This is a genomic window from Pseudomonas sp. C9D1 (assembly GCF_056491235.1).
This window is the reverse complement of record NZ_JBSZIE010000003.1, coordinates 488,503-512,127: the sequence shown is the minus strand read 5'-3', so window position 1 is coordinate 512,127 and position 23,625 is coordinate 488,503. Positions and strand designations below refer to the sequence as shown.

19 protein-coding genes are annotated in these 23,625 nt (G+C 69.1%); 10 read left to right on the top strand and 9 right to left on the bottom strand.

The window, feature by feature from the left end; genetic code table 11:
* Positions 1-7 precede the first annotated feature (7 nt).
* The 7 genes from ACXI0U_RS29860 to ACXI0U_RS29830 form a co-directional block, all read right to left on the bottom strand.
* Positions 8-775, bottom strand: a complete 768-nt coding sequence (locus ACXI0U_RS29860) for a substrate-binding periplasmic protein (protein WP_374981359.1) — start codon at positions 773-775, stop codon at positions 8-10.
* A gap of 94 nt (positions 776-869) precedes the next feature.
* Entirely contained in the window at positions 870-1,307 is a 438-nt protein-coding gene (locus tag ACXI0U_RS29855) for a periplasmic heavy metal sensor (protein WP_316927158.1), read from the bottom strand.
* Entirely contained in the window at positions 1,304-1,603 is a 300-nt protein-coding gene (locus tag ACXI0U_RS29850; protein WP_316927157.1) for a hypothetical protein, read from the bottom strand. Before ACXI0U_RS29850 ends, ACXI0U_RS29855 begins: the two co-directional genes overlap by 4 nt.
* Positions 1,593-2,165, bottom strand: coding sequence for a sigma-70 family RNA polymerase sigma factor (locus ACXI0U_RS29845; RefSeq protein WP_184491160.1), 573 nt, complete (start codon positions 2,163-2,165; stop codon positions 1,593-1,595). The genes ACXI0U_RS29850 and ACXI0U_RS29845 overlap by 11 nt, the downstream gene beginning before the upstream one ends.
* Positions 2,166-2,182: 17 nt before the next feature.
* A complete protein-coding gene (locus ACXI0U_RS29840; RefSeq protein WP_350446365.1) occupies positions 2,183-2,470 on the bottom strand; it encodes an EF-hand domain-containing protein in 288 nt (95 codons plus the stop codon).
* Between the two features lie 9 nt (positions 2,471-2,479).
* The gene (locus tag ACXI0U_RS29835; RefSeq protein ID WP_479551268.1) at positions 2,480-3,034 is read right to left on the bottom strand and encodes a hypothetical protein; all 555 of its coding nucleotides are present in this window, start codon (positions 3,032-3,034) and stop codon (positions 2,480-2,482) included.
* Positions 3,035-3,330: 296 nt separating this feature from the next.
* A complete protein-coding gene (locus tag ACXI0U_RS29830; RefSeq protein ID WP_021219161.1) occupies positions 3,331-4,284 on the bottom strand; it encodes a LysR family transcriptional regulator in 954 nt (317 codons plus the stop codon).
* A gap of 171 nt (positions 4,285-4,455) precedes the next feature.
* Here ACXI0U_RS29830 and ACXI0U_RS29825 point away from each other — a divergent pair, with 171 nt between their 5' ends.
* The 6 genes from ACXI0U_RS29825 to tpx all read left to right on the top strand — a co-directional run bounded on the left by ACXI0U_RS29825 (position 4,456) and on the right by tpx (position 10,362).
* Positions 4,456-5,961, top strand: coding sequence for an efflux transporter outer membrane subunit (locus ACXI0U_RS29825; protein ID WP_479551267.1), 1,506 nt, complete (start codon positions 4,456-4,458; stop codon positions 5,959-5,961).
* A 9-nt stretch (positions 5,962-5,970) separates the two neighbouring features.
* On the top strand, positions 5,971-8,142 hold the full coding sequence (locus ACXI0U_RS29820) for an FUSC family protein (RefSeq protein WP_479551266.1): 2,172 nt from the start codon (positions 5,971-5,973) through the stop codon (positions 8,140-8,142).
* Positions 8,132-8,332 carry a DUF1656 domain-containing protein gene (locus tag ACXI0U_RS29815; protein WP_021219158.1) on the top strand — a complete coding sequence of 67 codons (201 nt, stop codon included), beginning with the start codon at positions 8,132-8,134 and terminating at the stop codon, positions 8,330-8,332. The genes ACXI0U_RS29820 and ACXI0U_RS29815 overlap by 11 nt, the downstream gene beginning before the upstream one ends.
* 7 nt (positions 8,333-8,339) lie before the next feature.
* Complete coding sequence (locus tag ACXI0U_RS29810; RefSeq protein WP_479551306.1) at positions 8,340-9,224, top strand: efflux RND transporter periplasmic adaptor subunit; 885 nt, start codon at positions 8,340-8,342, stop codon at positions 9,222-9,224.
* Between the two features lie 205 nt (positions 9,225-9,429).
* The gene (locus ACXI0U_RS29805; protein ID WP_236232614.1) at positions 9,430-9,684 is read left to right on the top strand and encodes a DUF2790 domain-containing protein; all 255 of its coding nucleotides are present in this window, start codon (positions 9,430-9,432) and stop codon (positions 9,682-9,684) included.
* Positions 9,685-9,864: 180 nt separating this feature from the next.
* Positions 9,865-10,362 (top strand): thiol peroxidase, encoded by a 498-nt coding sequence (gene tpx, locus ACXI0U_RS29800; RefSeq protein WP_021219155.1) that lies wholly within the window; start codon positions 9,865-9,867, stop codon positions 10,360-10,362.
* A gap of 1,113 nt (positions 10,363-11,475) precedes the next feature.
* Here tpx and ACXI0U_RS29795 read toward each other — a convergent pair.
* Complete coding sequence (locus tag ACXI0U_RS29795; RefSeq protein WP_431484136.1) at positions 11,476-12,813, bottom strand: TldD/PmbA family protein; 1,338 nt, start codon at positions 12,811-12,813, stop codon at positions 11,476-11,478.
* A complete protein-coding gene (locus ACXI0U_RS29790; RefSeq protein WP_479551265.1) occupies positions 12,813-14,243 on the bottom strand; it encodes a TldD/PmbA family protein in 1,431 nt (476 codons plus the stop codon). The genes ACXI0U_RS29795 and ACXI0U_RS29790 overlap by 1 nt, the downstream gene beginning before the upstream one ends.
* Before the next feature lie 236 nt (positions 14,244-14,479).
* Here ACXI0U_RS29790 and ACXI0U_RS29785 point away from each other — a divergent pair, with 236 nt between their 5' ends.
* The 4 genes from ACXI0U_RS29785 to ACXI0U_RS29770 all read left to right on the top strand — a co-directional run bounded on the left by ACXI0U_RS29785 (position 14,480) and on the right by ACXI0U_RS29770 (position 23,571).
* Positions 14,480-15,769, top strand: coding sequence for an MdtA/MuxA family multidrug efflux RND transporter periplasmic adaptor subunit (locus ACXI0U_RS29785; protein WP_479551264.1), 1,290 nt, complete (start codon positions 14,480-14,482; stop codon positions 15,767-15,769).
* Positions 15,766-18,861: an MdtB/MuxB family multidrug efflux RND transporter permease subunit gene (locus ACXI0U_RS29780; protein ID WP_479551263.1), complete on the top strand. Its 3,096-nt coding sequence runs from the start codon at positions 15,766-15,768 to the stop codon at positions 18,859-18,861. Before ACXI0U_RS29785 ends, ACXI0U_RS29780 begins: the two co-directional genes overlap by 4 nt.
* A gap of 118 nt (positions 18,862-18,979) precedes the next feature.
* Positions 18,980-22,087, top strand: coding sequence for an efflux RND transporter permease subunit (locus ACXI0U_RS29775; RefSeq protein WP_479551262.1), 3,108 nt, complete (start codon positions 18,980-18,982; stop codon positions 22,085-22,087).
* Positions 22,084-23,571, top strand: a complete 1,488-nt coding sequence (locus ACXI0U_RS29770; RefSeq protein WP_479551261.1) for an efflux transporter outer membrane subunit — start codon at positions 22,084-22,086, stop codon at positions 23,569-23,571. Before ACXI0U_RS29775 ends, ACXI0U_RS29770 begins: the two co-directional genes overlap by 4 nt.
* Positions 23,572-23,625: the final 54 nt, after the last annotated feature.

Here is a 23,625-nt window from a genome sequence, read left to right as displayed (position 1 = left end):
CCGTAGGCTAGCGCGGCGCGGCGAAGAAACGCCGCCACAACTCGGCCTCGCGGCCGCTGGCGCGCAGGGCGGCCAGGCCCTTGTTGAAGGCCTCCAGATAATCGCGGTTGCCGGCGGGCTGCCCGGCGAACAGCACGAAGTACTCCCAGCTTTGCAGCGGCGCGGTGGTGGCCAGCTGCGCGGCTTCGTCCGCGTCCAGCTTCTGGTTCACCAGCCACTGCCCGGTGCCCTTGACCATGTCCACGGCGTCGATGCGCCCGGCGGCGAGCTTGCGCAGGTTGCTGGTTTCATCGCCGCCCACTTCGTATTTCAGCAGGCCGCGTTGTTCGGCTTCCTCCAGCAGCGGGGTCTTCGCCGAGCCCAGGGGCAGGCCGATGGTCAGGCCACGTAAGTCCTCGATGCCGGCCGGCGTGCCGTCCCATTGCACCGGGCGGGCGCGGTTGTAGAAGAGCACCACCTCGTCGCTGTAGACCCGCTCGGAGAACAGGCAGCAGGCCTCGCGCTCGGGGTTGCGGCCCCACACGGCCGAGGCCTGCCAGCGGCCCTGGCGCACTTCCTCGAAGGCGCGCTTCCAGGGGAAGAAACCGTATTCCACGGTGATGCCCTGGGTGGCGAAGGCTTCGCTGACCAGGGTGGGGATCACGCCGTTGCCGGGCTGCGAGGCGCTGATAAGAGGCGGCCACTCGCCGATGGCGATGCGGATGTGGCCCTCGGCGAAGAGCGGGCGGGCGCAGGCGAACAGGCAGATGAACAACAGGACCCGGAATCGGGACATCGAATTCTCCCGGCGATGCACGCCGGGCGGCGTGGCACCCGTTCAGCCAAGCACAGGGCGTGCCGGCCTGCCAGCGCCAGGTGGCTTGCGAGCCTTACGGGGCGCCGAACGCTTCCGGGCGGTCGAGGAAGCGGCGCCGCTGTTCCTGCGGCAGGCGCTCGGCGATCTCCAACAGCATTGCCTGGGCCGCCGTCTGCAGTGCCGCGGTGGCCTGGCGCTGGCGGGCGAAGCGCTGCTCCACGGCGGCGTGGTCCAGGGGCTCCTGGCCCAGTTGGTCCAGCAACTGTTGGCGGTTCTCGCGGTTGGCGGCGGCCAGCTCGCGCAGCTGCGGGGCGTGCTGGCGGATGACCGCGCGCACTTCACCGCGTTGCTCCGGCGGCAGCTCCTGCACCTTGGCGATGAGCTGGCGCAGGGGCTGGCCTTGCAGGCCGGCTTCGGCCGCTGCCGGGCGGGCGATCAGCCAGCCGCCGAGGAAGGCGTTGCCGGCGAGGGACAGCAGCAGGGCGCCGCCGAGCAGCCAGGTCTTGTTCATGGTTGGTCCGTCCATAGCAGTGGGCTCATGGCCTGGGCGGCGACGTCGAGGTCGTCGTCGGCCGGCGTGCTGACGTGCCCGACGAGCAGGCCAAGGAGGCCGCACAGGGCGACGCTGGCAAGCTTCACCTGCCAGCCGTAGCGCCATTGCTCCAGGGCGCGCTGCAGGCGGCGGCTCCAGGGTTGGCGCTGGGGTTGCGCGGTGGCGTGGGCGACGATGCGCGCGGCGAGGTCGGCCGGGGGCGTCGGTCTTGGCTGTGCGGCAAGGCGCCGGCGCAGGTCCTGTTCATCGTTCATCGGTGTTCTCCTCGTTCGGGCGGCCGGGCAGCCAGCGGCGCAGTTGCGCGCGGGCGCGGCCCAGCAGCCCCTCCAGGGCTTTGATATGCACGCCCATCAGCTCCGCCGCCTGGGGGTTGCTGTGCTCCTCGAAGTAGCAGAGCACCACGGCCATGCGTTGCTTGTCGGGCAGGCGCTGCACCACCCGCTGCACCTCGGCGGCCTCGCGGGCGCGCTGCACTTCGGCGGCGGTGTCGGCGTCGGGGTCGAGCAGCTCGTCCAGCAGGGCGTCGATGTCCTGCTCGGGGCGGCGTTTGCGGCGGCGCAGCTGGTCCAGGCACTGGTTGACCAGGATGCGCTGCAGCCAGGTGGTGAAGCGTGCTCGGCCCGGTTGCCAGTCGGCGGCATGGGTCCAGATGCGGGTGAAGGCTTCCTGGGCGGCGTCCTCGGCATCGGCCTGCTCGGGCAGTACCCGCCGGGCGATGGCATAGGCGCGCGGCAGGTGGCGCTGCACCAGGGTGGCGAAGGCGCGTTGGTCGCCTTCGGCCACGGCGGCCATCAACTGCTCGTCATCGAGTTCCATCCGTCAGTGGGCCGGCTTCAGGGGAACTGGCCGCCCTGGCGCTGCTGCGCCTGCTGCCGCAGCTTGCCGATCTCGTCCTGGGTGATGCGGCCGTCGTGGTTGGCGTCCAGGCGCTGGAACTGCTGTTCGGCGTGGGCCATGTACTCCTCGCGGGAGATGGCGCCGTCGCCGTTGCCGTCCATGGCCTTGATGCGTTCCTGCATGCGCTCCTGGAGCATCTCGCGGCGGCTGCCGTCGCCGGCGGCCTGGGCGCTGAGGCTGGCGCCGAGGAGCAGGGCCAGGCACAGGCTGGGGATGGGGTTCATGGAATCACCTCAGGGGTTCGGGGTCAGGGTGAGGCTGCCGGTGCGGGTCTCGCCCTGGTTGCCGGTCACGCTGCGGGAAAGGGTGTGGCTGTCGCGGTCGAAACTGTAGCTGGCCGAACGCTGCGCCGTCTCGCCCGCTGCGTTGGTGACCTGGGTCTGGCGGGTGAGGCCGTCGTCGCCACGCTGGCTCTGTTGGCTGAAGCTGCCGCTGCGGCCATCGCTGGTGGTCCAGGTGCCGTTGCTCTGGCCGTCGGTGCGGGTGCCTTCGAGGCTGAGGCCGCGTCCGTCCGCCGTGGTGCTGCTGCGGCTGAACTGGCCGCTGTCGCGGTCGTAGCGGGTGGTGCTGCTGGTGCTGGCACTGCGGCCGTCGTTACCGGTGACGCTGCGCTGGCGGGTCAGCCCGTCGGCCAGGTTGCCGCTGCGCTGGGTCTGCCAGCTGCCGGCTTGGCCACGGCCGGTGACGAAGCCGCCCGCGTGTTGGCGTTCCCTGGCCTCGGCCAGGCAGGCGCACAGCAAGAGCAGGCAGAGCAGGTGGGGCAGGGCGTTGCGCAGGGGGGCGTTCATGGGAGCCTCGTTGCCGGGGAAAGGGCGGGTTCGAGGGTTGTACGCCGGCGATGGCGGGGTACCTGCGATTATTTTTCGCAGGCACCAAGGTGGGCCGGCTGTCGGGTACCGCTCCGTGCGATCGGGTGCTCCGCTTGGTGGATGGGTGAAGCGTCATCCACCCTAGCAGCGGCGACCGTGGTGCTGGAGTGGGGCACAGAGGTGGGCCGATGTAGGGTGGATGACGCTCTTTTCATCCACCGGCGGAGCCCGGCGTGACCACGGATGCTGGGCTGGCTGGTGAGGCGGGGTTCACCCTACGGCTGCGGCGCCAGGGCATTGCTGCAGGCGGTGATCACCGCGTCGTCGGCCTTGAGGCGGTCGGGGAGGAAGTCGCGGAGGAATTCCACCCAGGTGCGGATTTTCGCGTCGAGGAACTGCCGCGACGGGTAGAGGGCGTAGATGCCCAGGGGGAACAGGCTGTGGCGTGGCAGCACGCGCACCAGGCTGCCGTCTTCCAGGCCCTTGACCGCGGAGTACACCGGCAGCACGCCGATGCCCATGCCGGCGATCAGCGCTTCGGTCATGGCGTCGGCGGTGTTGGCCTGGAAGGGGGTGTGGTTGATGGAGATCATTTGCTGCCCGTCGGGGCCTTCGAACAGCCATTTGTCCAGGGCCATCACCGAGTTCACCAGGCGCAGGCAGCGGTGCTGGGTGAGGTCCGACGGCTGGCGCGGGGCGCCGTGCTTGGCGATGTAGGCGGGGGAGGCGCAGAGCACGCTGTAGGTGGTGCCGAGCTGCTTGGAGATGAAGCCCGAGTCGGGTAGCTCCTGGGCGATCACCACCGAGATGTCGTAGCCCTCGTCGAGGATGTCGGTGGTGCGGTTGGCCAGGGTCAGGTCGAAGCTGACGTCGGGGTAGGTCTCGCTGTACTGGGCGATGGCCTTGATCAGGTAGTGCTGGCCGATGCCGGTCATGGCGTGGACCTTGAGGTTGCCGGCGGGGCGGGCGTGGGCCTCGCTGGCTTCGGCCTCGGCCTCTTCGATGTAGCCGAGGATCTGCTCGCAGCGCAGCAGGTAGCGCTGGCCGGCTTCGGTGAGGGCGATGCGACGGGTGGTGCGGTGCAGCAGGCGGGTACGCAGGTGGGTTTCCAGGGTGGCCACGGCGCGCGATACGTAGGAGGTGGTGAGGTCGAGGCGGGCCGCCGCAGCGGTGAAGCTGCCGGTTTCGGCCACGCAGACGAAGGCGCGCATGTTGAAGAGGATGTCCATGAAGGGCTCCGGCCTGGAAGGGGGGCGAATTCTGGCATGAAGTGCCGAGGGGATTATGGCCGATCAGTACACAATGAATCGCCTATCCGAGCGCTTATCCCGAAGCCGGGCCACACATAGAATCGCCGCCGTTTCGGGCCTTTCAGGCCCTTGCCTCAGGATGTGCCGCACGTGCCCCGCAATCGTCGGCCCGGGTTGACCCGAGCCAGTCTGTTCGCCGTCTTCCCGCTTCTGTGTTCCTGTATCGATTCCTCCGGCCTCGCGCCATCTTCCCGGCCCCTGGACGCCCATGAACTGGCGCCGGGCGCGGCCATCAGCGCCGCCCAGGCTGAGGCCGGCTGGCCCGCCGGGCAGTGGTGGCGCGCCTATGGCGACCCGCAGCTGGACCGCTGGATGGACCGCGCCCTGGCCGGCAGCCCGAGCCTGGCCATGGCCGCCGCGCGGGTGCGCCAGGCCCGGGCGCGGGCCGGGGTGGTGGAAGCCGACGAGGCGCCGCAACTGGGGCTGGATGCCAGCCTGCAACGCAAGCGCTGGCCCGACGACGCCTTCTACGGCCCCGGCGACCTGGCCCGCAGCGGCAGCTGGAACAACACCAGCCAGCTGGGCTTCAGCTACCCGCTGGATCTCTGGGGGCGCGAGCGCAACCGCGGCGAGTCGGCCCTCGACCAGGCCCGGGCGACGGCAAGCGAGGCGCGCCTGGCGGCCCTGGAGCTGCAGGGCAACCTGGTGCGCAGCTATATAGGCCTGGCCCTGCACCACGCCGAACTGGATATTGCCGAAGCCGAGCTGGCCCGCCAGGAGCAGCTGCTGGCGCTGACCCGCCAGCGCCGCCACGACGGCATCGGCACCGGCCTGGAGGAGACCCGCGCGCAACTGGGCCTGCCCGAGGCCCACCGGCAGATCGACCTGCTGCACGAAGCCATCGCACTGGACCGCAACCAGCTCGCCGCCCTGGCCGGCGCTGGCCCGGGGGAGGGCGAGGCCCTGCAACGCCCGGCGCTGTCGCCATTGCTGGACCTGGGCCTGCCGCCGCGCCTGCCCCTGGAGCTGCTCGGCCACCGGCCGGACCTGGTGGCCGCGCGCTGGCGGGTGGCGGCCGAGGCACGGGGCATCGAGGCGGCGAAGGCGGACTTCTACCCCAACGTCGACCTGCTCGGCGGCCTCGGCACCTCGGCGGTGCAGGGTGGGGTGCTGGACTTCCTGCGCTACGACAAGCTGACCTGGGGCCTGGGCCCGGCGCTGTCCCTGCCCGTCTATGACGGTGGCTTGCGCCGTGGCCGCCTGGCCGAGGCGGGGGCCGGCTACGACCTGGCGGTGGAGGGCTACAACCAGGCGCTGGTGCTGGCGATCAAGGGCGTGGCCGATGCCCTGGTGCGGCTGAAGTCCCTGCGCGAGCAGCAGCACCTGGCCGCCGAGTCGGTGGCCCAGGCGCAACACGCCTTCGACCTGGCCCAGTTGGCCCGCCAGCGCGGCCTCACCGACCAGCGCGCGGTGCTGGAGGCGCAACCGGCGCTGCTCCAGGCCCAACGCCTGCAGCAGCAGGTGCGCGCCGCACGCCTGGTGGCCCAGGCCGACCTGTTGCTGCAACTGGGCGGCGGCGTGCTGCCGGTTGCCGCCGGCCCACAGCCGGAGCGACTGACGCCCAGCGAACCCACGCTGCACATCCCCCATCCCTGAGAAACGACCATGACCACAACCTTGCGCCGCGACCTGGCCAAGTGGGCGCGCACCGAGGGCCTGACCTGGGTGTTCATCCTCAAGGCCCTGCTCACCGCCTTCATCGCCCTGTGGCTGGCCTACCGCCTGGAGCTGCCGCAACCCGGCACCGTGCTGGTGACGGTGTTCATCGTCATGCAGCCGCAGAGCGGCCAGGTCTTGGCCAAGAGCTTCTACCGCATCATCGGCACCCTGCTGGGGCTGACGGTGATGGTGGCGCTGATCGCCCTGTTCAACCAGGAGCGGGTGCTGTTCATGCTCGCCGTGGCCATCTGGATCGGCCTGTGCACCGCCGGTGCCGCGCGCTACCGGGACTTTCGCGGCTACGCCTGCGTGCTGGCCGGCTACACGGCGGTGATCATCGGCCTGCCGGCGACCCTGCACCCGGAAGGCGCCTTCATGCAGGCGCTGTGGCGGGTGCTGGAGATCACCCTGGGCATCCTCTGCACTGGGCTGGTGAACGCCCTGGTGCTGCCGCAGACCAGCAGCGTCGACCTGCGCGCCACCTTGCAGGCGCGCTTCCGTGATTTCGCCGCCTTCGCCTGCGAGGGGCTGGCCGGGCGCCTGGACAGCGAGCGCTTCGAGGCCCTCAACGCGCGCTTCGCCGCCGCTGCCGTGGGCCTGGAGAACCTGCGCAACGCCACCGCCTTCGAAGACCCGCACATGCGCCTGCGTGCCGGGCGCCTGGGGCGGCTGAACAACGAGTTCATGGTGCTCTCCACGCGCTTCCACGCCCTGCACCAGCTGCTCAACCGCCTGGCCGCTGCCGTGGAACCGACCGGGCAGCTGGTGCGCGAGGCCCTGGCGCCCTGCCTGGCGGAAGTGGCCGCGCTGCTGGCCGCCCAGCGCGAGAGCCTGGGCAGCGACGCCGAGGCGGCGGAGTTCGCCGGGCGCCTGGCGGCCTGCCGGCAGGAACTGATGCAGCTGATCCGCGCCGGGCGCGGACGCCTGGCCATGCAGCAGGTGGACGAGGCCGGCGCGCTGGATTTCGATACCGCCGCCGAGCTGCTGTTCCGCTTCGTCGATGACCTCCACAGCTACGCCCTGACCCTGGCCTCGCTGCTGGACCACCGCCACGCCCGCGAGGACTGGCGGGAGAGCTTCCGCCCCCGCGCCAACTCCCTGGCCGCCGCCGTGGCCGGCATGCGCAGCAGCCTGCTGATCCTCGCCCTGGGCACCTTCTGGATGGCCACCGCCTGGCCGGCCGGGGAGACCTTCACCATGACCGTGGGGATGATCTCGGCACTGGCGTCGTCATCCTCCAACCCCAAGCGCCTGGCTCTGCAGCTGACCATCGGCGCCACCGGCGGCGCCCTGGCCGGTATCGCGACCACCTTCTGGGTGCTGCCCTGGCTGGACGGCTTCGCCATGCTCTGCTGCGCCCTGGCGCCCACCTTCGCCCTGGGCGCGCTGCTGCTGTCGCGCAGCCAGTGGTCGGGCTACGGCGTCGGTTTGCTGGTGTGGTTCTGCCTGCTGTCGCTGCCGGCCAACCTCACCCACTACGACCCCTACCGGCTGTTCAACGAGTACCTGGCGGTGCTGCTGTCCATGACCCTGGCCACCCTGGCGGCGGCGCTGATCCTGCCGCCCAACCGGCCCTGGCTGTGGCGGCGCCTGGAGCACGACCTGCGCCTGTGCGCGGTGCACACCGTGAGCGGGCGAATCCGTGGGCTGGTGAGCGGCTTCGAGAGCGGCACCCGTGACCTGCTGGCCCAGGCCTACGCCTTCTCCGCCGGGCGCCCCGACGTGCAGCGTCGCCTCTTGCGCTGGATGTATGCGGTGCAGGAAGTGGGGCACGCGGTGATCGAGTTGCGCCTGGAGCAGGCGCGGTTGCCGGCGCTGTCCTGCTATGCCGAGTCGATGCCCTGGCGGCAATCGGTGCGGGTGATGGGGCGGGCGCTGATCCGCCTGCTGATCCAGCCCGGCGAGGGCAACCGCCTGCGCGCGCTGCAGGCGGTTGAGCAGGCCATCGAGGCGGTGCGCACCACCCCCGAGCCCTGTGCGCCGCAGTTCGAGACCTCGCCGTTGCGCCGCCTGCAGAGCTACCTGCACTTCATCCGCACCTCCTTGCTCGACCCGCTGGCGCCCTGGGCGGATGCCCTCGAGCCGGCACCTGCCCCGGTACTCGCCCATGCCACGTGAGATCGCCTTGCACGGCGTCTACCTGCCCAGCCTGACGCTGCTGTTCCTCCTGGCCCTGGCCGGTGGCTGGGTGCTCGACCGCCTGGCCGCGCGCCTGGGGCTGTACCAGCACGCCTGGCACCCGGTGCTGCTGCGGGTCAGCCTGTTCACCTGCCTGTACGGCGCCCTGGCGCTGGCCACCTACCGTTGAGAGACCCCTGTCCGTGAAACGAATCATCAGTGTCGTCGCGACCCTGCTCATCCTCGCCCTGGCGGTGACCTTGGTGCACCAGCTGTGGCAGCACTACATGGAGTCGGCCTGGACCCGCGACGGCCGGGTGCGCGCTGATGTGATCAACATCGCCCCCGATGTCGCCGGGCTGGTGGTGGAGGTGCCGGTGCGCGACAACCAGGCGGTGAAGGCCGGCGACGTGCTGCTGCGCATCGACTCGTCGCACTACGCGCTGGCGGTGAGCGAGGCCGAGGCGGAGGTGGACGCCGCCCGCGCCGAGCTGGACATGCGCCGCCTCAATGCCCGTCGCCGCGCCGACATGGACGACCTGGTGGTGTCGCGGGAGAGCCGCGAGGACGCCAGCCATATCGCCAACGGCGCCGAGGCCCGTTACCGCCGTGCCCTGGCCCAGCGCGATGCGGCGCGGCTGGACCTGGAACGCACCGAAGTGCGCGCGCCGGTGGACGGCTACGTCACCAACCTCAACATCTACCGGGGCGACTACGCGCGCACCGGCCAGGCCAGCATGGCGCTGGTGGACGGGCGCTCGTTCTACGTCAACGGCTACTTCGAGGAGACCCGCCTGCCGCGCATCCACGTGGGCGCGAAAGTGGAGATGCGCCTGATGAGCGGCGAGCGCCTGCTGGGGCACGTCGACAGCATCGCCCGGGGCATCTACGACCGCGACAACCCCGAGAGCCGCGAGCTGGTGGCGGACGTGAACCCCACCTTCAACTGGGTGCGCCTGGCCCAGCGCGTGCCGGTGCGCATCCACCTGGACGAGGTGCCCGAAGGGCTGGCGCTGTCGGCGGGAATGACCTGCACCGTGGTGGTGGACGAGGGGCAGGGCGGGGACGCTTCGCGGGGCTGAGGGATTGTTGAGCCAGCGGCCACAGTCTTTGTGCTGGATCGCTCTGTAAGCGCCGGGTGGCGCTCCTTAAAATTGACCTGCCTCCCACGACGAGGCGCACATGCTGATCTACCTCACCGTCCTGCGGTGTTGCGCAGTACCTTCGGCCCGTTCGTGGAGAGCGGGCCGAAGCCCCTCCCTCCAAGGCAATTCGGATAACAGATCAATGAAAGCGTTCATGTTGCTGGCCCTGGCCGGCCTGTCTCCTCTCGTCTTTGCTGCCGCCCCCGAACAACCCGCCCCCGCCGAAACCGAGCCCTACCACTACGGCATGGAGCTGGACATCGCCCGGGTCATCTCCCGCAGCGAAGTTCCCGATGTCTGCGGCGTGGTGCCGGCCTACCTGACCTATGAAGACCACCAGGGCAAGGTGCATCGCCTCGAGTACATGGTGTTCGGCAATGGGTGCTCCAACGGTTGAGCCCAGCTGCTCGACGTGACAGATGCCCGGCCCGATAAGCCGGGCATTGTCGTTTCTGGGGGCCATGGGGCGGCCTGTGTGACGTTTGGATTAAATATCTGACTTGCCGGTCGGAATTCATTATCCTGCGGCACTCTTGCTTGCAGTACAGAACAACCCATCAATAAAAGGATCAACTCCATGGCTCAAGTAACCCTCAAGGGCAACCCCGTCAGCGTCGATGGCCAACTGCCGGCCAAAGGCGCCCAGGCTCCGGCTTTCAGCCTGGTCGGAGGCAACCTGGCGGACGTGACCCTGGCCAGCCTGAGCGGCAAGCGCAAGGTGCTGAACATCTTCCCGAGCGTCGACACCCCCACCTGCGCCACCTCCGTGCGCAAGTTCAACACCGAAGCCAGCAAGCTGGCCAACACCGTGGTGCTGTGCATCTCCGCCGACCTGCCGTTCGCCCAGGCGCGCTTCTGCGGCGCTGAAGGCCTGGAAAACGTGATCAACCTGTCCACCATGCGTGGCGCGCAGTTCCTCAAGGACTACGGCGTCGCCATCGCCAACGGCCCCCTGGCCGGCATCGCCGCCCGCGCCGTGGTCGTGCTGGACGAGAATGACAAAGTGCTGCACAGCGAGCTGGTAGGTGAAATCGCCGACGAGCCGAACTACGCAGCCGCCATCGCCGCGCTCTGATCGGGCGAGGGTGACGAAAAGGGAGGCCATTGGCCTCCCTTTTTCTTTGGGCGGGATTTTGTGGCCAGGCACGGCGTTGAGCTGTGTGTGGGGTGGAGGTCGCTTTTTACCTCCACCGGCGGTGTTCGGCGGGGCTCCGATGGTGGATGGATGAAGCGTCATCCACCCTACGCAGCGGTCGGATTCGTAGGTTGGCGCCGAGCGCAGCGAGGCCCAACGCAGCGATGTGTGGCCTCGCTGCGGGCATTCCCTGTGGGAGCGGCTTCAGCCGCGAAGGAGACCTACCGCCGGCACCGGGTTCTGCGAGTGGCTGGATATTTCATCGCGAATGAATTGGCTCTGTCTGCGTTAGCTGTTGTGGCTTTAATGCAAGCGCTCAAGCACGGCCCTTTCCGGGCCCCAAAGGGTTTGTGCCACCTCCACTACGCAGCCGCCATCGCCGCGCTCTGATCGGGCGAGGGTGACGAAAAGGGAGGCCGATGGCCTCCCTTTTTCTTTGGGTGCGATTTTGTGGGCAGTGATGGCGTTGAGCCGTGTGTGGGGCCGTCGCTTTTTACCTCCACCGGCGGTGTTGGGCGGGGCACCGATGGTGGATGGGTGAAGCGTCATCCACCCTACGCACCGGTTGGCGCCGTAGGGCGGGTGAAACCCGCGTGGTGGTCGGCCGGAGTGTCGGGTTTCACCCGACCTACGAGGGGCTCGGTGTCGTAGGTTGGCGCCGAGCGTAGCGAGGCCCAACGCAGCGATGTCGGGCCTCGCTGCGGGCATTCCCTGTGGGAGCGGCTTCAGCCGCGAAGGACCCACCGCCGGCACCGGGCTGCGAGTGGGCGGATGTTTCATCGCGAATGAATTCCCACGGGTTCGAGCAACAGCTTCGCGAGCAGAGCTCGCTCCTACGAGGCGTGCCAGGGCCGACCGATGGGGTTGCGCGGGGCCATGTACGGCGTTGACCCGTGTGTAGGGTGGAGGTCGCTCTTTACCTCCACCAGCGGTGTGTGGCGGGGCGCCGATGGTGGATGGGTGAAGCGTCATCCACCCTACGCAGCGGTCGGCTCCGTAGGGCGGGTGAAGCCCGCTCCCGGGCTGAAGCCCGGGCTACGGGGTGGTGTGGCGCTATAGCGTGAGCTGCAGGCGCTTGACCAGGGCGCCGGGGAGCAGGGAGGAGAGGGTCTGGCGTTCGTCGTAGGTGCTGGCGGAGAGGCGCAGCTGGCGTTCGGCGGTTAGGGCTTCGAGCTGGTCACCGAGGAGGTCGAAGAGGCTGTCGTCGAAACGCATGGTGCTGACCGGCGCCTGGATGCGGCCGTCCTCCACCCAGAAGGTGGCGAAGCGGGTCATGCCGGTGATGCGGGCGGCGGGCAGGTCGGACCAGTTGAGGTACCAGAGGTTGCCGATGTAGAGGCCGGTGCCGAGGGCGGCGAGGGCGTCGGCTTCGGGCAGGGTGCCGGCGTCCATCACCAGGGCCAGGGGATTTTCGTCGCCGCTGGCGCCGTTGCCGGGCAGGCCGTATTCACGGGCGCTGCGCGAGCCCACCAGGCGGCCGGTGAGGCGGCCCTGCTGGATGAGCGCGACGTCGCTGCGCGGCGAACCCTCGGCGGTGAAGGGCGGCGAGAGGGCGCCGGCCACCTGTTCGTGCAGGCCCAGCAGCGGGCTGAAGCGGGCGCCGTCGTCCAGGCGTTGCAGCGGGCTTTCCTTGCTGGCCAGGGCGCGGGCGGAGAAGCCGCCCCAGCAGAGCATGCCGGTGATCTCCTCCAGCGCCGCCGGGGCGATGTAGGCGCGGTAGCCGCCCGGGGCGAGGATGCGTAGGGGCTTGCCCAGGTGCTCCAGCTGGGCGCGGGCGGCGGCGAAGCGGCGGAGGAATTCCTCGTCGTTCCAGCCCTGGCCGGCGTAGTCGGCCTTCACCGCCTGGCCGTTGGCGTGGAACAGGCTGAAGTCGAAGTTGAAACAGTGGGCGCTGTGCCAGCCGAAGGCACCCCAGCTGTTGGCGAAACCCCGGTAGAGCGGGCCGGCGGCGTAGATGCCGACCATGTCCAGCCCCTCGGCGGCGGCGCTGATGCAGGGCAGCACGGCGGCCGGGTCGGGCAGCGGCTGGCTGTCGACATGGCGGCGCTGCCAGGGCGTGCGGTCGGGCATCAGGTAGGGGTCGGGCGGCAGCTGGCCGATCACCGCGCGCAGGCGTTCGAGGCCGTCGGCCAGGCGCTGGCGGTCTTCGTCCGGCTGGCCGGAGAGGGTGACGGCCATCTGCGCCTGGCGCTCGGCGGCGATCAGCTGCAGGGTGGCGCCGGCCTGGCACACATGGCCGGCCTGGCGCACGCGGGCGTGGTTGAAGCGGATGAAGTCGGATTCCTCGGCGCTGTACCAGAGGGTGAAGTCCTCGCCGGGGCGCATGGCCTGGCGCAGGGAGTCGGCGAGGGCGGCGAAGCCGGCTTCGCGGGAGTCGATATGGACGCTCATCAGGCGGCACCTCCGAATACGTCGACCTGGCTGAACACGCAGGCGGGGGACGCGTGGCCCACCCGCACCACCTGGTTGGGCTCGCCCTTGCCGCAGAAGGGCGTGCCGAGCACCTCGAAGGTACTGGCGTCACCCACCGCGGCGAGGCTGCGCCAGAAGCTGGCGGAGATGCCCCGGTAGTTGGGGTTCTTCACCACGCCCTTGAGCTCGCCGTTCTCGATGAGCTGGCCCCATTCGCAGCCGAACTGGAACTTGTTGCGCGCGTCGTCGATGGACCAGGAGCGGTTGGTGGTCATCAGGATGCCGCGCTCGATGCCGCCGACCAGTTGCTCCAGGCGCTGGTTGCCGGGCTCGATGTTGAGGTTGGCCATACGGTCGATGGGCGCGCGGTTCCAGTTGCAGGCGCGGCTGTTGGCCACGCCCGGCAGGCCGCTGCGTTGCTGCGAGAGGGCGCCGCCGAGGGGGCGCAGGAGCAGGCCCCTTTCGATCAGCAGGGTCTTCTGCGCGGCGCTGCCGTCGTCGTCGTGGCCGTAGCTGGCCAGCTCCTCGGGGATGCCCGGGTCGAAGCTGACGTTGAGCAGCGCCGAGCCGTACTGGTAGTGGCCGAAGTCTTCCTGGCGGATGAAGCTGGTGCCGGCGTAGTTGCGCTCGTCGCCGAGGATGCGGTCCAGCTCCAGCGGGTGGCCGATGGATTCGTGGATCTGCAGCATCATCTGCTCGGGCATCAGCAGCAGGTCACGCGGGCCTTCCGGGGTGTTGGGCGCCAGCAGCAACTGCAGCGCCTCGTCGGCCACGCGGGGGGCCGAGCCGCGCAGGCCGAGGCGCTGGATGACCTCGGCGCCGCCCTGCTGGCCGCCGTGGTAGCCACCGAAGCTGCGGGTCTGGCTGTCGTGGCCGTCGAAGGCGGTGACGCTGGCGCCGGGGTAGACGAATTGCAGTTCCTGCCAGTGCTCGGCGCCGGCACTGTTGAGGTAGAGCTGCTCGTGGCGGTTGACGCTGAGCAGCAGCGTCCAGTTGACCAGGCGCGGGTCGGTGGGCACCGCGGCGGACTCCTCGCGCAGCAGCTCGATGCGCTCGGCGATGCCGGGCAGCGGGGTGTCGAGGCCCGGGGAGCGGTACTCGGCGCGGCCCTGGGGCGGGGCGACGCGGGCGTCCACCAGGTTGTGCGGGGCGATCAGCCGGGCGCGGGCCTCGGCCAGGTCGAGGGCGCGCTGCAGGCCTTCGGCGCTGAGGTCGCTGGTGGCGGCATAGGCTTCGACGCCATCGATGCGCACGCTGAGCATGGCGCCCAGGTCGCTGGAGAAGAACGGCGGCTCGGCGACGTTGCGCCGTACCCGGCAGTGCTCGCCGCTCTGGCGGACGATGCGCAGGGCGTGGAAGTCGGCGCGGCTGCGCAGGGTGGAGAACTGCTGCTTGAGTCGTTCGAACACGGGGCGCTCCCAATCATCGGCAAGGCAAGCGCGCATGGTCGCGCGGGGCGGCTTGATGGACAAGAGCGGGCGCGGAAAGGAGATGTGACATTTGCGCGCTTGGCCGCAAGGCTGCGCCACCGCTCAAGGGCGCGCCACCGACGCGGTAAGGAATGGGTAAATAGGCGGTAAAGAGGCTTTGCCTATGGGCGCCGAGTGCTTATCGTGCACGCTCTCGCACAGACCGACCCTGAATCATGTCCTCGATACAAGACTCGCGCCCCCGTCCTTCCCGCAACTGGCTGATCATCACCCTCTGCCTGGCCGCCCTGGTGGCGCTGGTGTGGTGGTTCTGGCCGGCCTCGTCCAAGCACTCGGAAGGGGAGGCGACCCGCACCCGACCCGGCCCCGCCGGCATGGCGCGCCCGGGCTTCGGCGCGTTCGGCGGACCGGTGCCGGTGCGCGTGGCGGCCGCCAGCGAAGGCGACTTCCCGGTGTTCTACAAGGCACTGGGCACGGTGACCTCGCTGAACACGGTGAACGTGCGCAGCCGGGTCAACGGCGAAGTGATGAAGCTGGCCTTCGAGGAAGGCCAGCAGGTGAAGGCCGGCGACCTGCTGGCGGTGATCGACCCGCGCCCCTATGAGGTGGCGCTGCAGCAGGCCGAGGGCACGCTGCTGCAGAACCAGGCGCAGCTGAAGAACGCCGAGATCGACCTGGCGCGCTACCGCGGCCTGTACGCCGAGGACAGCATCGCCAAGCAGACCCTGGACACCCAGGAAGCCCTGGTGGGCCAGTACAAGGGCACGGTGAAGGCCAACCAGGCCGCGGTGGCCGATGCCAAGCTCAACCTCAGCTTCACCCAGGTGCGCGCACCGGTGTCGGGCCGCGTCGGCCTGCGCCAGGTGGACCTGGGCAACCAGGTGAGCTCCGGCGATACCACGCCGCTGGTGGTGATCACCCAGACCAAGCCCATCAGCGTCATCTTCACCCTGCCGGAGAACCAGTTGCCGGCGGTGGTCACGCGCTTCCGTGCGGGCAATGCCCTGGCGGTGGAAGCCTGGGACCGTGGCGACACCCTGAAGCAGGCCGAGGGTGTGCTGCAGAGCCTGGACAACCAGATCGACACCGCCACCGGCACCCTGAAGTTCAAGGCGCGCTTCGCCAACGAGGACGAGACGCTGTTCCCCAACCAGTTCGTCAACGTGCGCCTGCTGGCCGACACCCTCAAGCAGTCGGTGCTGATCCCGTCCGCCGCCGTGCAGTTCGGCAGCCAGGGCACCTTCGCCTACGTGATGGACGGCGAAAAGAAGGTGCGCGTGCAGGCCCTGGAAACCGGCCCGAGCGATGGCGAGCGCACCGTGATCAAGGCCGGGCTCAAGGTCGGCGAGCGCGTGGTGCTGGAAGGCACCGACCGCCTGCGCGACGGCAGCGAGGTGGAAGTGGTGCACGACAGCGACCAGGTACCGACCCAGCCCAGCGAGCAGTTGCAAGGCGCGGACAAGGGCGCCGAGAAGGGCGGCAAGGCTGAAAAAGGCGGCGTATGAACATCTCCCGCTTGTTCATCCTGCGGCCGGTCGCCACCACGCTGAGCATGCTGGCGATTCTCCTCGCCGGCCTGATCGCCTACCGCCTGCTGCCGGTTTCGGCGCTGCCGGAAGTGGACTACCCGACCATCCGCGTCATGACCCTGTACCCGGGCGCCAGCCCGGACGTGATGACCAGCGCCGTGACCGCGCCGCTGGAGCGCCAGTTCGGGCAGATGCCGGGGCTGACGCAGATGTCGTCCACCAGTTCCGGCGGCGCCTCGGTGATCACCCTGCGCTTCAGCCTGGAGGTGCAGCTGGACGTGGCCGAGCAGGAGGTGCAGGCGGCCATCAACGCGGCCAACAACCTGCTGCCCAACGACCTGCCGGCGCCCCCCGTCTATAACAAGGTCAACCCGGCCGACACCCCGGTGCTGACCCTGGCGGTGAGCTCCAAGACCCTGCCGCTGCCGCAGCTGCACACCCTGGTCGACACGCGCATGGCGCAGAAGCTGTCGCAGATCAGCGGCGTGGGCATGGTCAGCATCGCCGGCGGCCAGCGCCAGGCGGTGCGGATCAAGGTCAACCCGGAGGCGCTCGCCGCCAACGGCCTGAACCTGTCCGACGTGCGCTCGCTGGTGAGCGCCTCCAACGTCAACCAGCCCAAGGGCAACTTCGACGGCCCGACCCGCACCTCGATGCTGGACGCCAATGACCAGCTGAAGTCGCCGGAGGAATACGCCAACCTCATCCTCGCCTACCAGAACGGCGCGGCGCTGCGCCTGAAGGACGTGGCGACCATAGTCGAGGGCGCGGAGAACGAGCGCCTGGCCGCCTGGGCCAACCAGAACGAGGCAGTGCTGCTGAACATCCAGCGCCAGCCCGGCGCCAACGTCATCGAGGTGGTGGACCGCATCCAGGAACTGCTGCCGAAGATGACCGCCAACCTGCCGGCGGGCCTGGACGTGGTGGTGCTCACCGACCGCACCCAGACCATCCGCGCTTCGGTCACCGACGTGCAGCACGAGCTGCTGATCGCCATCGCCCTGGTGGTGATGGTGACCTTCCTGTTCCTGCGCCGGGTCAGCGCCACGCTGATCCCGTCCATCGCCGTGCCGCTGTCCCTGGTGGGCACCTTCGGGGTGATGTACCTGGCCGGCTTCTCGGTGAACAACCTGACGCTGATGGCCCTGACCATCGCCACCGGCTTCGTGGTGGACGACGCCATCGTCATGCTGGAGAACATCGCCCGCCACCTGGAGGAGGGCGCCACGCCGCTGGAGGCCGCGCTCAAGGGCGCCCGGCAGATCGGCTTCACCCTGATCTCCCTGACCTTCTCGCTGATCGCCGTGCTGATCCCGCTGCTGTTCATGGCCGATGTAGTGGGGCGGCTGTTCCGCGAGTTCGCCATCACTCTGGCGGTGGCCATCCTGATTTCCCTGGTGGTGTCGCTGACCCTGACGCCGATGATGTGCGCGCGGCTGCTCAAGCCCGAGCCGGAAGAGAAGGAGCAGGGCCGCTTCTACCGCGTCAGCGGCGCCTTCATCGACGGCATGATCGAGCGCTATTCCCACGGCCTGCGCTGGGTCCTGCGCCACCAGCCGCTGACCCTGCTGGTGGCGGTCGCCACCCTGGGCCTGACCGTGGTGCTCTACCTGGCGGTGCCCAAGGGCTTCTTCCCGGTGCAGGACACGGGCGTGATCCAGGGCATCACCGAGGCGCCGCAATCGGTGTCGTTCCGCGCCATGAGCGAGCGCCAGCAGCGCCTCGCCGAGCTGGTGCTGAAGGACCCGGCGGTGGCCAGCCTGACGTCCTATATCGGCGTCGACGGCGACAACGTCACCCTCAACAGCGGGCGCATGCTGATCAACCTCAAGCCCCATGGCGAGCGCGACCTCACCGCCAGCGAGGTGATCCAGCGCCTGCAGCCGCAGCTGGACAAGCTCAGCGACATCCGCCTGTACCTGCAGCCGGTGCAGGACCTGACCATCGAGGACCGGGTCAGCCGCACCCAGTTCCAGTTCAGCATGGAGTCCCCCGACGCCGACCTGCTGCGCGAGTGGACCGGCAAGCTGGTGGACGCGCTGAGCCAGCAGCCGGAACTCTCGGACGTGGCCAGCGACCTGCAGGACAAGGGCCTGCAGGTGTACCTGGACATCGACCGCGACATGGCCGGGCGCCTGGGGGTGGAGATTTCCGCCATCACCGACGCGCTCTACGACGCCTTCGGCCAGCGGCAGATCTCCACCATCTTCACCCAGGCCAGCCAGTACCGCGTGGTGCTGGAGTCCGCCACTGGCGACCGCATCGGCCCGCAGGCGCTGCAGCAGCTGCGCGTCGCCGGCACCGACGGCGTGCAGGTACCGCTGGCCACCCTGGCGCGCATCGAGGAGCGGCAGACGGAGCTGGCGATCAACCACATCGGCCAGTTCCCGGCGGTGAACCTGTCGTTCAACCTGGCCCCCGGCGTCGCCCTGGGCGAGGCGGTGGCGGTGATCGAGCGGGTGCAGCAGGAAATCGGCATGCCGGAAGGCATCCAGACCCGCTTCCAGGGCGCGGCGGCGGCCTTCGAGGCTTCGCTGTCGAGCACGCTGCTGCTGATCCTGGCGGCGGTGGTGACCATGTACATCGTCCTGGGCGTGCTCTACGAGAGCTACATCCACCCGGTGACCATCCTCTCCACGCTGCCCTCGGCGGGCGTCGGCGCCTTGCTGGCGCTGCTGCTGTCGGGCAACGACCTGGGCCTGATCGCCATCATCGGCATCATCCTGCTGATCGGCATCGTCAAGAAGAACGCGATCATGATGATCGACTTCGCCCTGGAGGCCGAACGCAACCAGGGCATGAGCCCCGAGGACGCCATCTACCAAGCCGCGCTGCTGCGCTTCCGGCCGATCCTGATGACCACCCTGGCCGCGCTGTTCGGCGCCGTGCCGCTGATGCTCGCCACCGGCTCCGGCGCCGAACTGCGCCAGCCCCTGGGCCTGGTGATGGTCGGCGGTTTGCTGGTCAGCCAGGTGCTGACGTTGTTTACGACGCCCGTTATTTATCTGGTCTTTGATCGGTTGTCGCGGCGCTTCGCCGGCCGCAGTGCCGCCGGAGTCGAAGTATGAGAGGGGCGAGCTTGAAGCTTGAAGCTGGAAGCTTGAAGGGGCAGAGCAGTCGTCTGGGGGTGAGCTTTTCGCTTCCGGCTTCCAGCTTCCAGCTTCCGGCTCAGTGCGGAGCACGGACGTGAACCTATCCGCCCCGTTCATCCACCGCCCCGTCGCTACGATGCTGCTGAGCCTGGCGATCATGCTGCTGGGCGGCATGAGCTTCGGGCTGTTGCCGGTGTCGCCGCTGCCGCAGATGGATTTCCCGGTGATCACGGTGCAGGCGAGCCTGCCCGGGGCGAGCCCGGAGATCATGGCCTCCAGCGTGACAACGCCGCTGGAGCGTTCGCTGGGGACCATGTCCGGCGTCACCCAGATGACCAGCCGCACCAGCCAGGGCTCGACGCGGATCATCATCCAGTTCGACCTGGACCGTGACATCAACGGTGCCGCCCGCGATGTGCAGGCGGCGATCAACGCCTCGCGCAACCTGCTGCCCAGCGGCATGCGCAGCATGCCCACCTACAAGAAGGTCAACCCGTCCCAGGCGCCGATCATGGTGCTGTCGCTGACCTCCGATGTGCTGGAGAAGGGCCAGCTGTACGACCTGGCCTCGACCATCCTGGCCCAGAGCCTGTCCCAGGTTAAGGGCGTGGGTGAGGTGCAGATCGGCGGCAGTTCGCTGCCGGCGGTGCGGGTCGAGCTGGAGCCGCAGTTGCTCAACCAGTACGGCCTGTCCCTGGACGACGTGCGCAGCCGCATCGCCGCCGCCAACCAGCGCCGCCCCAAGGGCGCGGTGGAGGACGACGCGCGGCATTGGCAGGTGGGCGCCAACGACCAGTTGGAAAAGGCCGCCGACTACGCGCCGCTGATCCTCCGCTACCAGGAAGGCTCGGCCCTGCGCCTGGGCGATGTGGCCCGGGTCCGCGATGCGGTGGAAGACCGCTACAACAGCGGCTTCTTCAACGACGAGAACGCGGTGCTGCTGGTGATCAACCGCCAGGCCGGCGCCAACATCATCGAGACCATCGAAAGCATCAAGGCGCAGCTGCCGACCCTGCAGGCAGTGCTGCCGGCCAGCGTCAAGCTGAACCAGGCGATGGACCGCTCGCCGGTGATCCGCGCCACCCTGCACGAGGCCGAGCGCACCCTGCTGATCGCCGTGGTGCTGGTGATTCTGGTGGTCTACCTGTTCCTCGGCAGCCTGCGCGCCTCGCTGATCCCGGCGCTGGCGGTGCCGGTGTCGCTGGTGGGCACCTTCGCGGTGATGTACCTGTGCGGCTTCTCCCTCAACGTGCTGTCGCTGATGGCGCTGATCCTCGCTGCCGGGCTGGTGGTGGACGACGCCATCGTGGTGCTGGAGAACATCTCGCGGCATATCAACGACGGCATGCCGCCGTTCAAGGCGGCGCTGCAGGGCACCCGCGAGGTGGGCTTCACCCTGCTGTCGATGAACCTGTCGCTGGTGGTGGTGTTCGTTTCCATCCTGTTCATGGGCGGCATCATCGACCGCATGTTCCGCGAGTTCTCCCTGACCCTGGCGGCGGCCATCCTGGTGTCGCTGCTGGTGTCGCTGACGCTGACCCCGATGCTCTGCGCGCGCTGGCTCAAGCCCCACGTGCCGGACAAGGACAGCCGCATGCAGCGCTGGAGCGAGGCCATCCACGAGCGCATGACCCGGCTCTACGACGTGACCCTCGGCTGGGCCCTGCGCCACCCGCGCCTGACCCTGCTCAGCCTGTTCATCACCATCGGCCTCAACGTCGCGCTCTACGTGGTGGTGCCCAAGACCTTCCTGCCGCAGCAGGACACCGGGCAGCTGATCGGCTTCATCCGTGGCGACGACGGCCTGTCGTTCAGCGTGATGCAGCCGAAGATGGAGATCTTCCGTCGTGCCGTGCTCAAGGACCCGGCGGTGGAAAGCGTCGCCGGCTTCATCGGCGGCAGCGGCGGCATCAACAACGCCTTCATGATCGTGCGCCTGAAGCCGATCAAGGAGCGCAAGCTGTCGGCGCAGAAGGTCATCGAGCGGCTGCGCAAGGAGATGCCCCTGGTGCCCGGCGGCCGGCTGATGCTGATGGCCGACCAGGACATCATGACCGGCGGCTCCCGCGAGCAGCGGAGCTCCGAGTACGAGTACGTGCTGCAGGCCGAGGACCTGGGCGACCTGCGCACCTGGCTGCCGCAGGTGACCGCCGCGCTGAAGGCCCTGCCGGAGCTGACCGCCATCGACGCGAAGGAAGGCGAGGGCGCCCAGCAGGTGACGCTGAAGGTTGACCGCGAGACGGCCAAGCGCCTGGGCATCGACATGAACATGGTCACGGCGGTGCTCAACAACGCCTACAGCCAGCGGCAGATCTCCACCATCTACGACAGCCTCAACCAGTACCAGGTGGTGATGGAGGTCAACCCGAAATACGCCCAGGACCCGGCCACCCTCGAACAGGTGCAGGTGATCACCGCCGACGGCCAGCGCGTGCCGCTGTCGAGCTTCGCCAGCTATGAGCGCAGCCTGGAAGAGGACCGGGTCAACCACGAGGGCCAGTTCGCCTCGGAAAGCATCTCCTTCGACCTGGCGCCGGGCGTGAGCCTGGACCAGGCCACCGTGGCCATCGAGAAGGCGGTGGCGGCCATCGGCATGCCCAGCGCCGTGGTCGCGCGCCTGGGCGGTACCGCCGACGCCTTCGCCAGCACCCAGCAGAACCAGCCGTGGATGATCCTCGCCGCGCTGGTGCTGGTGTACCTGGTGCTGGGCATTCTCTATGAGAGCTACATCCACCCGCTGACCATCCTTTCGACGCTGCCGTCGGCGGGGGTGGGCGCGCTGCTGACCATCCAGCTGCTGGGCGGCGAGTTCAGCCTGATCTCGTTGCTGGGGCTGTTCCTGCTCATCGGCATCGTCAAGAAGAACGCCATCCTGATGATCGACCTGGCCCTGCAGCTGGAGCGCAACGAGGGCCTGTCGCCGGCGGAGTCGATCCACCGCGCCTGCCTGCTGCGTCTGCGGCCGATCCTGATGACCACCCTGGCCGCCATCCTCGGCGCGGTGCCGCTGCTGATCGGCGGCGCCGAGGGCGCGGAGATGCGCCAGCCGCTGGGCGTGACCATCATCGGCGGCCTGGTGCTGAGCCAGATCCTCACCCTTTACACCACCCCCGTGGTTTACCTGTACCTCGACCGCCTGCGCCATCGCTTCAACCGCTGGCGCGGCGTGCGTACCGACGCTTCGCTGGAGACACCGCTATGAGTCCGCAAACCCGCCGTCTGTTCCCGGTGCTGGCCCTGGCCATCGCCCTGGCCGGTTGTGCCATCGGGCCGGATTACCAGCAACCCGACCATGCCGTGCCCGCCCAGTTCAAGCATGCCGAAGGCTGGAAGGCCGCCGCGCCCGCCGACGCCCTGACCCGTGGCGCCTGGTGGGAGCTGTACGGCGACACCACCCTGAACGACCTGCAGAATCGCCTGGAAACCTCCAACCAGACCCTGGCGCAGTCCGTCGCCCAGTTCCGCCAGGCCCAGGTGCTGGCCCGGGGTGCGCGCGCCTCGTTCTTCCCCTCGGTGAGCGCCAACGCCAGCAAGACCCGCTCCGGCCAGGGCGGGAGCAGCAGCACCGTGCGCCTGTCCGATGGCTCCACCGTCACCAGCGGTGGCAGCGGCGGCATCTCCAACAGCTACAGCGCCACCCTCGGCGTGAGCTGGGAGCTGGACCTCTGGGGCAAGCTGCGCCGCCAGCTGGAAGCCGACAGCGCGAGCATGCAGGCCAGCGCCGCCGACCTCGCCGCCGTGCGCCTGAGCCAGCAGTCCGAGCTGGCGCAGAACTACCTGCAACTGCGGGTGATGGACGCGCAGAAGCGCCTGCTGGATGCCACGGTGCAGGCTTACGAGCGCTCGCTGAAACTCACCGAGAACCAGTTCCGCGCCGGCATCGTCACCCGCGCTGATGTGGCCCAGGCGCGTACCCAGCTGAAGAGTACCCAGGCCCAGGCCATCGACCTCAAGTACCAGCGCGCGCAGCTGGAGAACGCTATCGCCGTGCTCATCGGCGTGCCGCCGGCCGAGTTCGACCTGGCCGAGGTGGACAGCGTCCCAAGCCTGCCCCAGGTGCCGGCGCTGGTGCCCTCGCAGCTGCTGGAGCGCCGCCCGGACGTGGCCTCGGCCGAGCGCAAGGTGATCGCCGCCAACGCGCAGATCGGGGTTTCCAAGGCCGCCTACTACCCGAGCCTCAACCTCAGCGCCACCGGCGGCTACCGCAGCGGCGGCCTGAGCGACTGGATCAGCACGCCGAACCGCTTCTGGTCCATCGGCCCCGAGTTCGCCCTCAACCTGTTCGACGGCGGCCTGATCCGCTCCCAGGTCGACCAGGCCGAGGCCAGCTACGACCAGACAGTGGCCAGCTACCGCCAGACCGTGCTCGACAGCTTCCGCGAGGTGGAGGATTACCTGGTCCAGCTCAGCGTGCTGGAAGAGGAGAGCGGCGTGCAGCAGGAGGCCCTGGAATCCGCCCGCGAGGCCCTGCGCCTGGTCACCAACCAGTACAAGGCCGGCCTGCAGGACTACAGCAGCGTGGTCTCCAGCCAGGCCACCGCCCTGTCCAACGAACGCACCGTGCTCAGCCTCACCGGCACCCGCCTCACCGCCAGCGTCCAGCTCATCGCCGCCATGGGCGGCGGCTGGGAGCAGGCGAAGCTGGAGCAGGTGGATTCCGACGACGAGGGGCAGCCGGCGCCCTGAGCGGGGCGGCTGGCACGTTGCCCTGCATCCTGCTCGTAGGATGGGTAGAGCGAA

Excerpts from the sequence above, each read along its gene's own strand:
- ACXI0U_RS29860 (WP_374981359.1), bottom strand. The coding sequence starts at position 775 with ATGTCCCGATTCCGGGTCCTGTTGTTCATCTGCCTGTTCGCCTGCGCC.
- ACXI0U_RS29855 (WP_316927158.1), bottom strand. The coding sequence starts at position 1,307 with ATGAACAAGACCTGGCTGCTCGGCGGCGCCCTGCTGCTGTCCCTCGCC.
- ACXI0U_RS29850 (WP_316927157.1), bottom strand. The coding sequence starts at position 1,603 with ATGAACGATGAACAGGACCTGCGCCGGCGCCTTGCCGCACAGCCAAGA.
- ACXI0U_RS29845 (WP_184491160.1), bottom strand. The coding sequence starts at position 2,165 with ATGGAACTCGATGACGAGCAGTTGATGGCCGCCGTGGCCGAAGGCGAC.
- ACXI0U_RS29840 (WP_350446365.1), bottom strand. The coding sequence starts at position 2,470 with ATGAACCCCATCCCCAGCCTGTGCCTGGCCCTGCTCCTCGGCGCCAGC.
- ACXI0U_RS29835 (WP_479551268.1), bottom strand. The coding sequence starts at position 3,034 with ATGAACGCCCCCCTGCGCAACGCCCTGCCCCACCTGCTCTGCCTGCTC.
- ACXI0U_RS29830 (WP_021219161.1), bottom strand. The coding sequence starts at position 4,284 with ATGGACATCCTCTTCAACATGCGCGCCTTCGTCTGCGTGGCCGAAACC.
- ACXI0U_RS29820 (WP_479551266.1), top strand. The coding sequence starts at position 5,971 with ATGACCACAACCTTGCGCCGCGACCTGGCCAAGTGGGCGCGCACCGAG.
- ACXI0U_RS29815 (WP_021219158.1), top strand. The coding sequence starts at position 8,132 with ATGCCACGTGAGATCGCCTTGCACGGCGTCTACCTGCCCAGCCTGACG.
- ACXI0U_RS29805 (WP_236232614.1), top strand. The coding sequence starts at position 9,430 with ATGAAAGCGTTCATGTTGCTGGCCCTGGCCGGCCTGTCTCCTCTCGTC.
- tpx (WP_021219155.1), top strand. The coding sequence starts at position 9,865 with ATGGCTCAAGTAACCCTCAAGGGCAACCCCGTCAGCGTCGATGGCCAA.
- ACXI0U_RS29795 (WP_431484136.1), bottom strand. The coding sequence starts at position 12,813 with ATGAGCGTCCATATCGACTCCCGCGAAGCCGGCTTCGCCGCCCTCGCC.
- ACXI0U_RS29785 (WP_479551264.1), top strand. The coding sequence starts at position 14,480 with ATGTCCTCGATACAAGACTCGCGCCCCCGTCCTTCCCGCAACTGGCTG.
- ACXI0U_RS29780 (WP_479551263.1), top strand. The coding sequence starts at position 15,766 with ATGAACATCTCCCGCTTGTTCATCCTGCGGCCGGTCGCCACCACGCTG.
- ACXI0U_RS29770 (WP_479551261.1), top strand. The coding sequence starts at position 22,084 with ATGAGTCCGCAAACCCGCCGTCTGTTCCCGGTGCTGGCCCTGGCCATC.